Raw genomic sequence first — 14,137 nt, 5'->3', positions numbered from 1 at the left:
AAATGAGAAACCACCAACTTCAAGTTCACAAATTAACCATTTTATCCATGATGATTGCCCTTGATGTAGTCCTTACGCCTATCTTTCGGATTGAGGGAATGGCACCGATGTCCAGTGTAGTCAATATTCTAGCAGGAATCATGATGGGACCTGTTTATGCCTTGGTTATGGCTACAGTGACAGCCTTTATCCGTATGACGACTCAAGGGATTCCGCCTTTAGCTCTCACAGGAGCGACTTTTGGAGCCCTTCTAGCAGGTCTCTTTTATAAGTATGGTCGAAAATTTTACTTTTCTGCCTTGGGAGAAATTTTGGGAACAGGTATTATTGGTTCTATTGTTTCCTATCCTGTTATGGTACTCTTTACAGGATCAGCTGCTAAGCTTAGCTGGTTTATCTACACTCCTCGATTTTTCGGAGCAACCTTGATTGGTACAGCGATTTCCTTTATTGCCTTTCGATTTTTAATCAAGCAGGAATTCTTTAAAAAAGTGCAGGGATATTTCTTTGGTGAAAGGATAGACTGATGCAGGCATTTACAAATCCTTTTCCTATAGGCTCTAGTTCCCTCATTCACTGTATTACCAATGAGATTTCTTGTGAGATGTTAGCAAATGGGATTTTGGCTCTGGGATGCAAACCTGTCATGGCAGATGACCCTCGTGAGGTTCTTGATTTTACTAAGCAAAGCCAGGTTCTCTTCATCAATTTGGGGCATTTGTCAGCTGAGAAGGAAAAAGCAATCCGTATGGCAGCTTCTTATGCAGCTCAAGCTGGTCTCCCAATGGTAGTAGATGCGGTTGGCGTAACAGCTTCATCCATTCGTAAGAGATTAGTTAAAGACCTTTTAGACTATATACCTACGGTCCTTAAAGGAAACATGTCGGAAATTCGAAGTCTTGTTGGCTTAAAACACCACGGGGTTGGGGTTGATGCCAGTGCTAAAGATCAAGAAACTGAGGATTTGCTTCAAGTCTTGAAAGACTGGTGTCAGACCTATCCAGGTATATCATTCTTAGTCACAGGTCCCAAGGACCTCATCGTTTCAGAGAATCAGGTTGCTTTACTGGAGAATGGCTGTGCAGAATTAGACTGGATAACAGGGACAGGAGACTTGGTTGGAGCCTTAACAGCTGTTTTTCTCAGCCAAGGAAAGACAGGTTTTGAAGCTTCTTGCTTGGCAGTCTCTTATCTCAATATCTCTGCTGAGAAAATAGTTGTTCAAGGAATGGGATTAGAAGATTTTCGTTACCAAGTACTTAATCAGCTTTCGCTCCTCAAAAGAGATGAAAACTGGCTAGATGATATCAAAGGAGATGTTTATGAATAGAGAAGCACTTAGATTGTATCTGGTAACCAATCGCTACCAAGATTCAGTGGAAAGCTTTCTTGAAAAGGTTGAGACGGCCTGCCGTTCAGGAGTTACCATAGTCCAATTACGAGAAAAAAATCTCACAACCAATCAATATTATCAACTGGCAAAAAAAGTCAAGGAAATAACAGATGCCTATCAGGTACCCTTGATAATCGATGATCGTTTGGATGTTTGTCTTGCAGTTGATGCTGCTGGTCTGCATATTGGCGACGATGAACTGCCAGTTTCGGTTGCCCGACAAGTCTTGGGCCCTGAAAAAATCCTCGGTGTCACAGCTAAAACGGTAAAAAGAGCCCTCGAGGCAGAAGAAGGGGGAGCAGATTACTTGGGGACAGGAGCCATTTTCCCGACTACGACTAAAGAAAATGCGCCTATCACCCTGATTTCAACCTTGAAGACAATTTGCCAAAGGGTCGCCATTCCAGTAGTTGCTATCGGAGGCTTGACGTCAGAGAACATTGACCAGCTTGTTGGCACTGGAATAGCTGGAGTAGCAGTCGTACGCGATCTGATGCAAGCAGAAGATATAGAGGAAAAAACGCAAGCCTTTTTAACAAAGCTGGATGACATTATTTCCTAATTAATATTCAATGAAAATCAAAAAGTAAACTAGGAAGCTAGTCGCAGGTTGCTCAAAGCACAGCTTTGAGGTTGCAGATAAAGCTGACGTAGTTTGAAGAGATTTTCTAAGAGTATAAAAACTCTCTAATTCCCTAAAAGTGGGAACTAGAGAGTTTTTTTAATCTTTAAAGCTTGTATGGTTGACCGGGCCAGAACCATGACCGAGTTGAGGGGCGTCTTGAATAGCTTTTGTGATAAAGGCCTTGGCCTTATCAACTGCTTGATAAAGACTTTTGCCCTTGGCTAGTTCAGCAGTAATCACTGCAGCAAAGGTACACCCAGTACCATGGGTGTGACAGGTTTGAATTCGTGGGCTTTCCCAGACAAATTGCTCATCCTTGGTAAAGAGGAAGTCTTTGGCACCGCCTTCGAGATGACCACCTTTGATGGCCACAGACTGAGGACCAAATTCTTTTAAAATCAGGCGACCAGCACGTTGCATGTCTTCAGGATCATGGATCGAAAAGCCAACAATTTCTTCTGCCTCAGGAAGATTGGGTGTGATAATGGTTGCAAGGGGAAGTAGGTTTGTTTTTAGGTAAGTTCTGGCACTGGTATCAATCAGGGTGTCACCACTCGTAGCGACCATAACAGGGTCAAGGACATAGGGACAATCCAGCTTTTTAAGATAGGGCTGGATGATTTCCATGATTTCAGTAGTTGCCAACATTCCAGTTTTTACAGCCTGAGGCTTGATATCCGAAAAGACACTCTCCAATTGGGCTTTCAACATTTGAGGAGAAACGTGTTCGATCAATTGAACGCCTCTGGTATTTTGAGCGACAAGACTGGTCACAACGGCCATTCCATAGACATCTCTAGCTTGGAATGACTTTAAATCAGCCATAATGCCAGCACCACCACTAGGGTCAGTCCCTGCAATGGTCAAAGCAACGGGTAAATAAGTCATCTAAAACCTCCCAACCAACTGAAGTTTGTATTCTTAAGAACAAGCTGGTCTGTTTTAGAAAGGCAATGGAAGACTGCTAGTCCCCATCATCATTTCCACTTCCATCAGCTAGCATTACCTAGATTGAGTCAAAGGGTCTAACAGTCGTTAATCTCAGCTTTACGCACCCCTAGTGGTTGTTTTCTTTTTTCTTTAGTATAGCATATTTTTATAGTTTATATAGTAAGATTTGACTGAAAATCCTTTATCAAATGATTAAAATTCAATTTTTCAAAGAAAAGATTAATTTCATAGTTGACAAATGTAGATTTTAGGAATATACTAACAATTGTAATCGACAAATGTAGATTTAGGAGGTGTGATTATGCAGATTTCAGATGCAGAATGGCAGGTCATGAAGATTATTTGGATGCAAGGAGAGCAGACCAGTATGGATTTGATCAGGGTTCTGGCGGAGCGGTTCGACTGGTCCAAGTCAACCATTCAAACTCTTTTGGCTCGTTTGGTTGAGAAAGAGTGTTTGACTCGGAAAAAAGAAGGCAAGTCTTTTGTTTATTCAGCACTTTTAACTTTGGACCAAAGTCGGGATTTACTTGTCCAAGATATCAAAGACAAGGTTTGTTCTCGTAGGATTAAGAACTTGTTAGCTGATTTGATTGCTGAATGTGATTTTACTCAGGCTGACTTGGAAGACTTGGAAGCTGTGATTTCTGAGAAGAAATCAAACGCTGTGACAGAAGTAAGATGTAATTGTATGTAAAGGAGACGTCATGTTAAATAGTATTGTAACCATTATTTGTATTGCCCTTATCGCGTTTATCTTGTTTTGGTTTTTCAAAAAGCCTGAAAAATCTGGACAAAAAGCCCAGCAAAAAAAGGGCTACCAAGAGATTCGAGTGGAAGTCATGGGGGGCTATACGCCTGAGTTGATTATCCTCAAGAAATCAGTGCCAGCCCGCATTGTCTTTGACCGCAAGGATCCTTCACCATGTTTGGACCAAATTGTTTTTCCAGATTTTGGTGTACATGCGGATCTGCCAATGGGGGAAGAGTATGTAGTGGAAATCACGCCTGAGCAGGCTGGAGAGTATGGTTTCTCTTGTGGCATGAATATGATGCACGGTAAGATTATTGTAGAATAGGAGAATGATATGACTGAAATTGTAAAAGCAAGTCTTGAAAATGGTGTTCAAAAAATCCGTATCACGGCAGACAAAGGCTACCATCCAGCTCATATACAGCTTCAAAAAGGGATTCCAGCTGAGATTACCTTTCATCGTACTACTCCTTCAAACTGTTATAAGGAAATTCTTTTTGAAGAAGAAGGCATCTTAGAACCAATCGGCGTAGACGAAGAGAAAGTCATTCGTTTTACACCTCAAGAATTAGGTCAACATGAATTTTCTTGTGGTATGAAGATGCAAAAGGGAAGTTATACAGTTGTTGAGAAGACTCGAAAATCTCTATCACTTTTACAGCGTTTTTGGATTACTAGTATCTTTACTGTGCCTCTTGTGATCCTCATGATTGGGATGTCGACAGGAGGAATTAGTCACCAAGTCATGCGTTGGGGAACCTTTTTAGCCACAACACCGATTATGCTAGTAGCAGGTGGTCCTTATATCCAAAGTGCTTGGGCTAGTTTTAAAAAGCACAATGCCAACATGGATACCTTGGTTGCTCTGGGAACCCTAGTGGCCTATTTCTATAGCTTAGTTGCCCTCTTCGCTGGTCTCCCCGTTTACTTTGAAAGTGCTGCCTTTATCTTCTTCTTCGTTCTTATGGGAGCCGTTTTTGAGGAGAAAATGCGGAAAAATACTTCCCAAGCTGTGGAGAAATTACTGGACTTGCAGGCTAAAACTGCAGAAGTCTTGCGTGAGGATAACTATGTTCAAGTTCCCTTGGACCAAGTCAAGGTAGGAGACCTGATTCGGGTGCGACCTGGTGAAAAGATTGCAGTTGATGGTGTCGTAGTAGAAGGTATCTCTAGTATTGATGAGTCTATGGTGACAGGTGAGAGTCTGCCTGTGGACAAGACAGTTGGAGATACCGTCATTGGTTCAACCATCAATAATAGTGGAACACTTGTTTTTAGAGCAGAAAAAGTTGGTTCAGAGACTGTCTTGGCTCAGATTGTGGATTTTGTGAAGAAAGCTCAGACAAGTCGTGCGCCGATTCAGGACTTGACGGATAAAATTTCAGGGATTTTTGTCCCAGCAGTTGTCATTTTAGGGATTGTGACCTTTTGGGTTTGGTTCGTCTTGCTCAGGGATAGTGTAGTTGTGCTTGGAGCGAGCTTTGTGTCTTCGCTTCTCTATGGAGTAGCAGTTCTGATTATTGCCTGTCCTTGTGCCTTGGGACTTGCAACACCGACGGCCCTTATGGTGGGGACAGGTCGCAGTGCCAAGATGGGAGTTCTCCTCAAAAATGGAACGGTTCTACAGGAAATCCAGAAAGTTCAAACGATTGTCTTTGATAAGACTGGAACTTTGACGGAAGGGAAGCCTGTGGTAACAGATATCATAGGCGACGAAGTAGAAGTGCTTGGATTGGCAGCCTCCTTGGAAGAATCTTCCCAACACCCACTGGCTGAAGCCGTTGTGAAACGAGCGAGTGAAGCTGGACTTGAGTTTCAAACTGTTGAAAATTTCCAAGCCTTGCACGGAAAAGGTGTCTCAGGGCAAATCAATGGAAAACAAGTTCTGCTTGGAAATGCTAAAATGCTGGATGGCATGGATATTTCTAGCATTTATCAAGAAAAACTAGAAGAACTGGAAAAAGAAGCTAAGACAGTTGTGTTCTTGGCTGTTGAGAATGAAATCAAAGGCTTGCTTGCTCTGCAAGATATTCCTAAGGAAAATGCCAAGCTTGCCATCAGTCAGTTGAAAAAACGAGGTCTTAAAACAGTCATGCTGACAGGAGACAATGCAGGTGTGGCGCGTGCTATTGCCGATCAGATCGGAATCGAAGAGGTCATTGCAGGTGTCTTGCCAGAAGAAAAAGCTCATGAAATCCATAAGCTACAAGCGACTGGCAAAGTAGCATTTGTTGGGGATGGGATTAATGACGCTCCTGCCCTTAGTGTAGCAGATGTGGGGATTGCTATGGGAGCTGGAACAGATATCGCCATCGAGTCAGCAGATTTGGTGTTGACAACTAATAACCTCCTAGGAGTGGTTCGTGCCTTTGACATGAGTAAGAAAACCTTTCATCGAATTCTGCTCAATCTTTTCTGGGCCTTTATCTACAATGTCGCCGGAATTCCGATTGCAGCAGGAGTCTTTTCAGGTGTTGGACTGGCCCTCAACCCAGAACTGGCAGGTCTAGCCATGGCCTTTAGTTCTGTATCCGTTCTGACTAGTTCCCTTCTCTTAAACTTTAGTAAAATAGATTAAAAGCGGGCTTGCTCGCTTTTTATACTCTTTGAAAATCTCTTCAAACCACGTCAGCTTTGTCTGCAACCTCAAAGCTGTGCTTTGAGCAACCTGCGGCTAGCTTCCTAGTTCGCTCTTTGATTTTCATTGAGTATTATAAAACAGAAGCTAAAAACGTTTTCAAACTGTACTGTAATAGAGAATAAAAACTTCTGAGCAGATTCTTAGTAAAGTCAAAATAAATGTGATAAATTAGTATTGTAAAAATTTACTGAAACGTTTTCAAAAACTATATGAAACCTTTTTTAGTAGATTTAAAAATATTTGAAGGAGAGTTATCATTATGACTCAAGGGAAAATTACTGCATCTGCAGCAATGCTTAATGTATTGAAAACATGGGGCGTAGACACAATCTACGGTATCCCATCTGGAACACTCAGCTCATTGATGGATGCTTTGGCTGAAGACAAAGATATCCGTTTCTTGCAAGTTCGCCACGAAGAAACAGGTGCTCTTGCAGCGGTTATGCAAGCTAAATTCGGCGGCTCAATCGGGGTTGCAGTTGGTTCAGGTGGTCCAGGTGCGACTCACTTGATTAACGGTGTTTACGATGCAGCTATGGATAACACTCCATTCCTAGCAATCCTTGGATCACGTCCAGTTAACGAATTGAACATGGATGCTTTCCAAGAATTGAACCAAAACCCAATGTACAACGGTATCGCTGTATACAACAAACGTGTAGCTTACGCTGAGCAATTGCCAAAAGTAATCGACGAAGCTTGCCGTGCTGCAGTTTCTAAAAAAGGCCCAGCTGTTGTTGAAATCCCAGTAAACTTTGGTTTCCAAGAAATCGATGAAAACTCATACTACGGTTCAGGTTCATACGAACGTTCATTCATCGCTCCTGCCTTGAACGAAGTTGAAATCAACAAAGCTGTTGAAATCTTGAACAATGCTGAACGTCCAGTTATCTATGCTGGTTACGGTGGTGTTAAAGCTGGTGAAGTGATTACTGAATTGTCACGTAAAATCAAAGCACCAATCATCACAACTGGTAAAAACTTTGAAGCTTTCGAATGGAACTACGAAGGTTTGACAGGTTCTGCTTACCGTGTTGGTTGGAAACCAGCTAACGAAGTTGTCTTCGAAGCAGACACAGTTCTTTTCCTTGGTTCAAACTTCCCATTTGCTGAAGTTTACGAAGCCTTCAAGAACACTGAAAAATTCATCCAAGTCGATATCGACCCTTACAAACTTGGTAAACGTCATGCCCTTGACGCTTCTATCCTTGGTGATGCAGGTCAAGCAGCGAAAGCAATCCTTGACAAAGTGAACCCAGTTGAATCTACTCCATGGTGGCGTGCAAACGTTAAGAATAACCAAAACTGGCGTGATTACATGAACAAACTCGAAGGTAAAACTGAGGGCGAATTGCAATTGTATCAAGTTTACAATGCTATCAATAAACATGCTGATCAAGACGCTATCTACTCAATCGACGTAGGTGACACTACTCAAACATCTACTCGTCACCTTCACATGACACCTAAGAACATGTGGCGTACATCTCCACTCTTTGCGACAATGGGTATTGCCCTTCCTGGTGGTATCGCTGCTAAGAAAGACAATCCAGATCGCCAAGTATGGAACATCATGGGTGACGGTGCATTCAACATGTGCTACCCAGACGTGATCACAAACGTTCAATACGACCTTCCAGTTATCAACGTTGTCTTCTCAAATGGTAAATATGCCTTCATCAAGGACAAATACGAAGACACAAACAAACACTTGTTTGGTTGTGACTTCCCTAATGCTGACTATGCGAAAATCGCTGAAGCGCAAGGTGCTGTAGGATTTACAGTTGACCGTATCGAAGACATCGATGCAGTTGTTGCAGAAGCTGTTAAACTCAACAAAGAAGGTAAAACTGTTGTGATCGATGCTCGCATCACTCCACACCGTCCACTTCCAGTAGAAGTACTTGAATTGGATCCAAAACTTCACTCAGAAGAAGCAATCAAAGACTTCAAGGAAAAATACGAAGCAGAAGAACTCGTACCATTCCGTCTCTTCTTGGAAGAAGAAGGGTTGCAATCACGCGCAATTAAATAATTTCTCTCGTCGAAAATCAAATGTAAACTGCGTTATCTTCACCTTGCCGTACTCCAGTACTGCCTGCGGTTTGATGCCTTGTTTGTTCTTTGATTTTCATAGAGAGAAACTTGAAAAGATCGGAGCAATCCGGTCTTTTTCTGGAGGATAGTAAATGAATTTAAATCAATTAGATATTATCGTTTCAGATGTTCCCCAAGTCTGTGCTGACTTGGAGCGTATTTTGGATAAACAGGCAGACTATGTTGACAAAGGTTTTGCTCAGTTTACGATTGGCAGTCACTGTCTGATGTTGTCCCAAAATCATTTGATTCCTTTGGAAGATTTTCAGTCAGGAATCATTCTTCATATCGAGGTTGAGGATCTAAATCAGAATTACCAACGTTTAAAAGAGATCAGTGTCGAGATTTTACACGGTATTTGTGAAACGGATTGGGGAACAGAGTCCTTATTAGTTAAAGGTTCTGCTGGTCTAGTGATTGATTTTTATCGTATGAAGTAGGTAATTCTATTATCAAATTTTTTATCTAAACATTCTTGGAGTGAAACTTAAAAAGATCGGAGCAATTCGATCTTTTTTGTATTTATGCGACTTTCAGTCCGTCTCGCTCCGTTAGGTGCGAGACAAAAAACCACCCGTTTTCACGGGTGGTTATGATTTCTACACTTATTGTTTGGCTTCCTGTTTTAATTGTTGCACCTGTTCCTCGTACTGGACAAGCTCCCTGTCTTTTATATTGATAGTCGCTTCTGCTTCAGCAATGCGGCTTCTCAGATCTTGAGTCTTGTTATGGTGATAGCTAATACCAATAGCACTACCAGCAATGATCCCGATTACTAGACAAGTAAAAATCACCAAAATCAAGGGAGCAGATAGTTGTGTAAAGACAAGACTGACAGTTACTGTTTGACGATTGAGTAGACCAAATGAGATCACAATGACTAATAAGCTCAAACCGCCAATTAGATAAGCCTTATCTTTCAGTGACAATTCATTAAATTTTTTTAGCATAAGTTCCTTTTCTCCTGACTATGTTGATAGAAAACTACACACCATTTAGGTATTAACAAAATTCATTTTACTAGAAAATTTCGATACTGTCAATAATTTCTAACGGCTTATTTACCATCAATCAATCGATTCATTGAAAAGGAGTATTCATTTTCTAATATTTGATTGAGTAAACAGAACGGAGCAATTCGGTCTTTTTTCTGTTCCCTCTTTCTTATAACAAGATTGTGATAGTTTATATCTTTATAACAAAAGTTTTAAAGACTTGATTGTTTTGAAAGAATATTTTAAAATAAGATTCAGTAAAAATGAAAGAGGTTTTGAAAATGTCTGAAAAACAAATGAAAATTTTAGGTTGGGTAGCGACCTTTATGTCTGTTATGATGTATGTGTCTTACTTCCCACAAATCATGAACAATCTGGCTGGTCAAAAAGGAAATTTCATCCAGCCCTTGGTTGCTGCCATCAACTGTAGTCTCTGGGTTTACTACGGTCTTTTCAAAAAAGAAAGAGATATCCCCCTTGCAGCAGCTAATGCACCAGGTATTATTTTTGGCCTAGTGACGGTTATTACAGCTTTGATTTAAAAGGAACAGAGGAGACTAGTTTTCAGTCTTCTTTTTTGTTTCAGGGGAGGCTATTTACTTTTTCTAGAGGATAATTTTTTAAAAAACAATCTGATAAACTTAAATAGTAGAATAGTATCAGTATGTCACAGTATTTTATAAGAAAAGGTTTACAGAATAAGTTATAATATAAGTAAATGAACAAGCAAATAAGAAAGTGAGTAGAGTTATGACCGAAAAACTGACTTTTCCGGATGGTTTCTTGTGGGGCGGAGCGACAGCTGCCAACCAGTGTGAGGGTGCTTATAATTTAGAAGGTCGTGGATTGGCGAATGTGGATGTCGTCCCCATCGGTCCAGATCGTGAAGCCATTATCACAGGTCAGAAAAAGATGTTTTCGTTTGAGGAGGGCTATTTTTACCCAGCCAAGCAAGCTATTGATATGTACCATCATTACAAGGAAGATATTGCCCTTTTTGCGGAAATGGGCTTTAAGACTTATCGTCTATCCATTGCTTGGACTCGGATTTTTCCTAAGGGCGACGAAACAGTGCCAAATGAAGCTGGTCTAGCCTTTTATGAGGATTTATTTAAGGAGTGCCACAAGTATGGTATCCAACCTCTGGTGACTATCACTCATTTCGACTGTCCTATGCACTTGATTACAGAGTACGGTGGTTGGCGCAATCGTCGGATGTTAGACTTCTATGAAAAACTTTGTCGCACACTCTTTACCCGCTATAAGGGTTTGGTCAAATATTGGCTTACCTTCAACGAAATCAACATGATTCTCCATGCCCCCTTTATGGGAGCTGGGCTCTGTTTTGAAGAAGGAGAAAATCAAGAACTGGTTAAATATCAGGCTGCACACTATGAGTTGGTAGCTTCAGCTCTTGCGACAAAGATTGCCCACGAAATTGACCCAGAAAATAAGGTGGGATGTATGTTGGCTGCAGGGCAATACTATCCTAACACAGCCCATCCAAGAGACTACTGGGCAGCCATGGAGGAAGACCGCAAGAGTTACTTCTTCATTGATGTTCAAGCGCGTGGGGAATACCCAAATTACGCAAAGAAGCAGTGGGAGCGTGAGGGAATTAAGATTCAAATGACGTTAGAGGATTTGGACTTGTTGAAGAATCATACTGTTGACTTTGTTTCCTTCTCTTACTATGCGAGCCGAGTGGCCTCAGGGGATCCAGAAGTGAGGAATATGACCGCTGGAAATGTCTTTGCCTCTATCAAAAATCCTTATCTGGAATCCTCTGAATGGGGTTGGCAGATTGACCCATTGGGACTTCGTATCACCCTCAATGCCATCTGGGATCGTTACCAAAAACCTATGTTCATCGTAGAAAATGGACTCGGTGTTATAGACACGCCAGATGAAAATGGCTATGTAGCGGATGACTATCGAATTGCTTATTTAGAGGCCCACATCAAGGCTATGCGAGATGCCATTTACCAAGATGGGGTTGACTTGCTCGGTTATACGACTTGGGGATGTATCGATTTGGTTTCAGCTGGAACGGGCGAAATGAACAAGCGCTATGGCTTTATCTATGTGGATCGAGATAATGCGAGTCAAGGAAGTCTCAAACGGAGCAAGAAGAAATCCTTCTACTGGTACAAGGATGTCATTGCCAGCAATGGTGCAAGTATTGAGTAGAGCACATTTGTTCACTATTTTTATAAAATCTTCTCTCTACTTTATATAATAGGAAAAAGAGTTCAATTAGACCTGGCTTTTTGCTATAATGAGGGGAGAAAAATCAGACAGGAGAATAAGATGTCAGAACCATTATTTTTACAATCAGTTATGCAAGAAAAAATCTGGGGTGGAACCAAGCTACGTGATGAGTTTGGCTACGACATCCCAAGTGAAAAAATCGGAGAATACTGGGCCATCTCAGCTCATCCAAATGGAGTCTCTAAAGTTTCCAATGGTCGTTACGAGGGAACAGACCTAGCTACTTTGTATGCAGAACACCGTGAATTGTTTGGCAATCGTCCAGAACCTGTATTTCCGCTTTTGACTAAGATTCTGGATGCCAACGACTGGCTCAGCGTCCAAGTTCACCCAGATGATGCTTATGGACTGGAGCATGAAGGCGAACTTGGAAAAACAGAATGCTGGTACATTATCGCAGCGGATGAAGGTTCAGAGATTATCTACGGTCACAATGCTAAGTCAAAAGAAGAACTCCGCCAGCAAATCGAGGATAAAAACTGGGAGGACTTGCTGACAAAAGTTCCTGTTAAGGCTGGAGATTTCTTCTATGTGCCAAGTGGCACCATGCATGCTATCGGGGCAGGAATTTTGATTCTTGAAACTCAGCAATCTAGCGATACCACTTACCGTGTCTATGACTTTGACCGTAAGGATGATAATGGCAACTTGCGTGAACTTCACCTTGAAAAATCTATCGATGTCTTGAATATTGGCGAGCCTGCCAATAGCCGTCCTGTAACTATCAAAGCAGATGATTTACGTTCCACTCTCCTTGTATCCAATGATTTCTTTGCAGTTTACAAGTGGGAAATTACTGGAAAAGTTGACTTCGAAAAGACAGCTGACTACAGCTTATTCAGTGTCTTGGCTGGTCAAGGTCAACTAACTGTTGACGGGAAAAATTATCCAATCCAAAAAGGTAGCCACTTTATCCTACCAAGTGATGTTGAAGCTTGGACATTGGAAGGGCAAGGTCTGGAATTGATTGTTAGCCATCCATAAAAAAGAAAGGGCCTGAGTTTACTACTCAAGTCCTTTTTGATTACATAAATTGGGCGATGAAGACCACGATGATGATGATTGGAATGATGAAACGAAGAAGGAAGAGCCAGACTTGGAACAGTCCCTGTTTCCATGCTGTTTCATCAAGATGGAGTTCCTCCATTGCAAGAGCCTTTTTAAAGATATAGCCTGTAAAAAGTGAAAGGCAGAGAGCTCCAAATGGCATAAGGAGATTGGAAACCAAGAAGTCCATAGCATCAAAGAAGGTCTTCCCAAAAATATGAACATCTGCCATAATACTGTAAGATAGGGCTGAAGGGATTCCAAAGACAAAGGTCAAAATTCCTAAAATAACACTCCATTTGGCACGCTTGCTGTTGTCCTGATTGGTGATATTGCCTACATTGATTTCCAACATAACGACAGAAGAAGTGACCGTCGCAAAGAGGAAGAGCATGAGGAAGAGGATGTAGAAAATGGTTCCAAAAGGCATCTTGTCAAAGAGCTGAGGCAAGACGATAAAGAGCAGGCTCGGTCCCCCTTCAGATTGGATATTGAAGGCTGACATGGCTGGGAAAATGGCTAGACCCGCCATGATAGATACTGAAATATTCATGACTACGATGGAAATCCCTGACTGGACTAGATTGGTTTTTTTGTCCAAATAAGAAGCATAGGTCAGCATGGCTGTAACCCCTAGTGAGAGGGCAAAGAAAGATTGTCCCAGAGCATAGAGGAGACCAGCACTTGTCAGCTTAGAGAAGTCTGGTTTTAGGAAGTAAAGAACCCCTTCCATGGCATTTGGCAAACTGAGAGAGCGCCCAATGATGACAACAAAGATGATAAAGAGCAGGGGCATCATGACTTTCGAAGCTCTTTCAATCCCTTTTTGAACCCCACGTGATACAATGAAGATATTCAATAGGATAAAGGCTGCTTGAGCTCCTAGGGCAATGGCTGGATTTGAAATGATTGAAGTAAATAACTGAGCATAATCACCCGTTCCACCAAGTTGGAACAATTTTCCAAACTCAATGCCTAGATAGACTAAAATCCAGCCACCAATAACACTGTAAAACGATAAAAGGATAAAAAGGGCAAAGGCACCAATCCAACCGATAAAGTTGTACTTGCTATTCTTTCCTAGTTTTCCAAAGGTTTTGATAGCTGAGACACCAGCACTTCGGCCGAGGGCAAACTCAGCTAGCAAAAGGGGAAAACCGATTAGAATAGTGGAGATGAGAAAGACTAGTAAAAAGCCTCCTCCACCGTTAGCAGCAGTCATATAAGGAAATTTCCAAACGGCTCCAAGTCCGATGGCTGAACCAGCAGATGCTAGGATAAAGCCCAGTTTAGAACCCCATTGCGATTTTTCAGACATAGTTAAACTCCTAAAATTAGTATTACAAAAGAAAAAGCTACTGCC

General features: G+C 41.6%; 14 protein-coding genes and 1 riboswitch. Of the genes, 11 read left to right on the top strand and 3 right to left on the bottom strand.

Annotated features, from left to right (window positions below; translation table 11 throughout):
- The first annotated feature begins 2 nt into the window (after nucleotides 1-2).
- Genes thiW through thiE form a run of 3 tightly spaced genes read left to right on the top strand, consistent with a single transcriptional unit; the run spans nucleotide 3 to nucleotide 1,955 of the window.
- Nucleotides 3-527, top strand: coding sequence for an energy coupling factor transporter S component ThiW (thiW, locus tag JQ841_RS06880; protein WP_060627903.1), 525 nt, complete (start codon nucleotides 3-5; stop codon nucleotides 525-527).
- Nucleotides 527-1,330 (top strand): hydroxyethylthiazole kinase, encoded by an 804-nt coding sequence (thiM, locus tag JQ841_RS06875; RefSeq protein ID WP_203180498.1) that lies wholly within the window; start codon nucleotides 527-529, stop codon nucleotides 1,328-1,330. Before thiW ends, thiM begins: the two co-directional genes overlap by 1 nt.
- On the top strand, nucleotides 1,323-1,955 hold the full coding sequence (gene thiE, locus JQ841_RS06870; protein ID WP_203180497.1) for a thiamine phosphate synthase: 633 nt from the start codon (nucleotides 1,323-1,325) through the stop codon (nucleotides 1,953-1,955). Before thiM ends, thiE begins: the two co-directional genes overlap by 8 nt.
- A 159-nt stretch (nucleotides 1,956-2,114) precedes the next feature.
- Here the strand turns inward: thiE and thiD are convergent, their stop codons facing one another.
- On the bottom strand, nucleotides 2,115-2,906 hold the full coding sequence (gene thiD, locus JQ841_RS06865; RefSeq protein WP_203180496.1) for a bifunctional hydroxymethylpyrimidine kinase/phosphomethylpyrimidine kinase: 792 nt from the start codon (nucleotides 2,904-2,906) through the stop codon (nucleotides 2,115-2,117).
- Nucleotides 2,907-2,989: 83 nt separating this feature from the next.
- Nucleotides 2,990-3,087: riboswitch (TPP riboswitch) on the bottom strand.
- Nucleotides 3,088-3,270: 183 nt separating this feature from the next.
- On the opposite strand from thiD, the gene JQ841_RS06860 reads away from it, so the two are divergent.
- The 5 genes from JQ841_RS06860 to JQ841_RS06840 all read left to right on the top strand — a co-directional run bounded on the left by JQ841_RS06860 (nucleotide 3,271) and on the right by JQ841_RS06840 (nucleotide 8,901).
- Nucleotides 3,271-3,666: a CopY/TcrY family copper transport repressor gene (locus JQ841_RS06860; RefSeq protein WP_203180495.1), complete on the top strand. Its 396-nt coding sequence runs from the start codon at nucleotides 3,271-3,273 to the stop codon at nucleotides 3,664-3,666.
- A gap of 10 nt (nucleotides 3,667-3,676) precedes the next feature.
- Nucleotides 3,677-4,048: a cupredoxin domain-containing protein gene (locus JQ841_RS06855; RefSeq protein WP_203180494.1), complete on the top strand. Its 372-nt coding sequence runs from the start codon at nucleotides 3,677-3,679 to the stop codon at nucleotides 4,046-4,048.
- A gap of 9 nt (nucleotides 4,049-4,057) precedes the next feature.
- On the top strand, nucleotides 4,058-6,301 hold the full coding sequence (locus tag JQ841_RS06850) for a heavy metal translocating P-type ATPase (protein ID WP_203180493.1): 2,244 nt from the start codon (nucleotides 4,058-4,060) through the stop codon (nucleotides 6,299-6,301).
- Between the two features lie 322 nt (nucleotides 6,302-6,623).
- Complete coding sequence (gene spxB / locus JQ841_RS06845) at nucleotides 6,624-8,399, top strand: pyruvate oxidase (protein WP_203180492.1); 1,776 nt, start codon at nucleotides 6,624-6,626, stop codon at nucleotides 8,397-8,399.
- A gap of 154 nt (nucleotides 8,400-8,553) precedes the next feature.
- Nucleotides 8,554-8,901 carry a VOC family protein gene (locus JQ841_RS06840; RefSeq protein ID WP_203180491.1) on the top strand — a complete coding sequence of 116 codons (348 nt, stop codon included), beginning with the start codon at nucleotides 8,554-8,556 and terminating at the stop codon, nucleotides 8,899-8,901.
- 165 nt (nucleotides 8,902-9,066) lie between these two features.
- Here JQ841_RS06840 and JQ841_RS06835 read toward each other — a convergent pair whose 3' ends face one another.
- The gene (locus JQ841_RS06835; RefSeq protein WP_000913393.1) at nucleotides 9,067-9,411 is read right to left on the bottom strand and encodes a lipopolysaccharide assembly protein LapA domain-containing protein; all 345 of its coding nucleotides are present in this window, start codon (nucleotides 9,409-9,411) and stop codon (nucleotides 9,067-9,069) included.
- A 326-nt stretch (nucleotides 9,412-9,737) separates the two neighbouring features.
- On the opposite strand from JQ841_RS06835, the gene JQ841_RS06830 reads away from it, so the two are divergent.
- The 3 genes from JQ841_RS06830 (at nucleotide 9,738) to manA (ending at nucleotide 12,711) form a co-directional block, all read left to right on the top strand.
- A complete protein-coding gene (locus JQ841_RS06830; protein ID WP_001291472.1) occupies nucleotides 9,738-9,998 on the top strand; it encodes a SemiSWEET family transporter in 261 nt (86 codons plus the stop codon).
- A 208-nt stretch (nucleotides 9,999-10,206) separates the two neighbouring features.
- Complete coding sequence (locus tag JQ841_RS06825) at nucleotides 10,207-11,646, top strand: 6-phospho-beta-glucosidase (protein WP_049487062.1); 1,440 nt, start codon at nucleotides 10,207-10,209, stop codon at nucleotides 11,644-11,646.
- Between the two features lie 120 nt (nucleotides 11,647-11,766).
- Complete coding sequence (gene manA / locus JQ841_RS06820; RefSeq protein WP_203180490.1) at nucleotides 11,767-12,711, top strand: mannose-6-phosphate isomerase, class I; 945 nt, start codon at nucleotides 11,767-11,769, stop codon at nucleotides 12,709-12,711.
- Nucleotides 12,712-12,751: 40 nt separating this feature from the next.
- On the opposite strand, the gene JQ841_RS06815 is transcribed toward manA, so the two are convergent.
- Nucleotides 12,752-14,092, bottom strand: a complete 1,341-nt coding sequence (locus JQ841_RS06815) for a sodium-dependent transporter (protein ID WP_120718877.1) — start codon at nucleotides 14,090-14,092, stop codon at nucleotides 12,752-12,754.
- Between the last annotated feature and the right edge of the window lie 45 nt (nucleotides 14,093-14,137).

It is taken from the genome of Streptococcus mitis, from assembly GCF_905187535.1.
Taxonomy (GTDB): domain Bacteria; phylum Bacillota; class Bacilli; order Lactobacillales; family Streptococcaceae; genus Streptococcus; species Streptococcus mitis_BS.
This window is presented reverse-complemented; position numbering and strand designations above follow the sequence as displayed.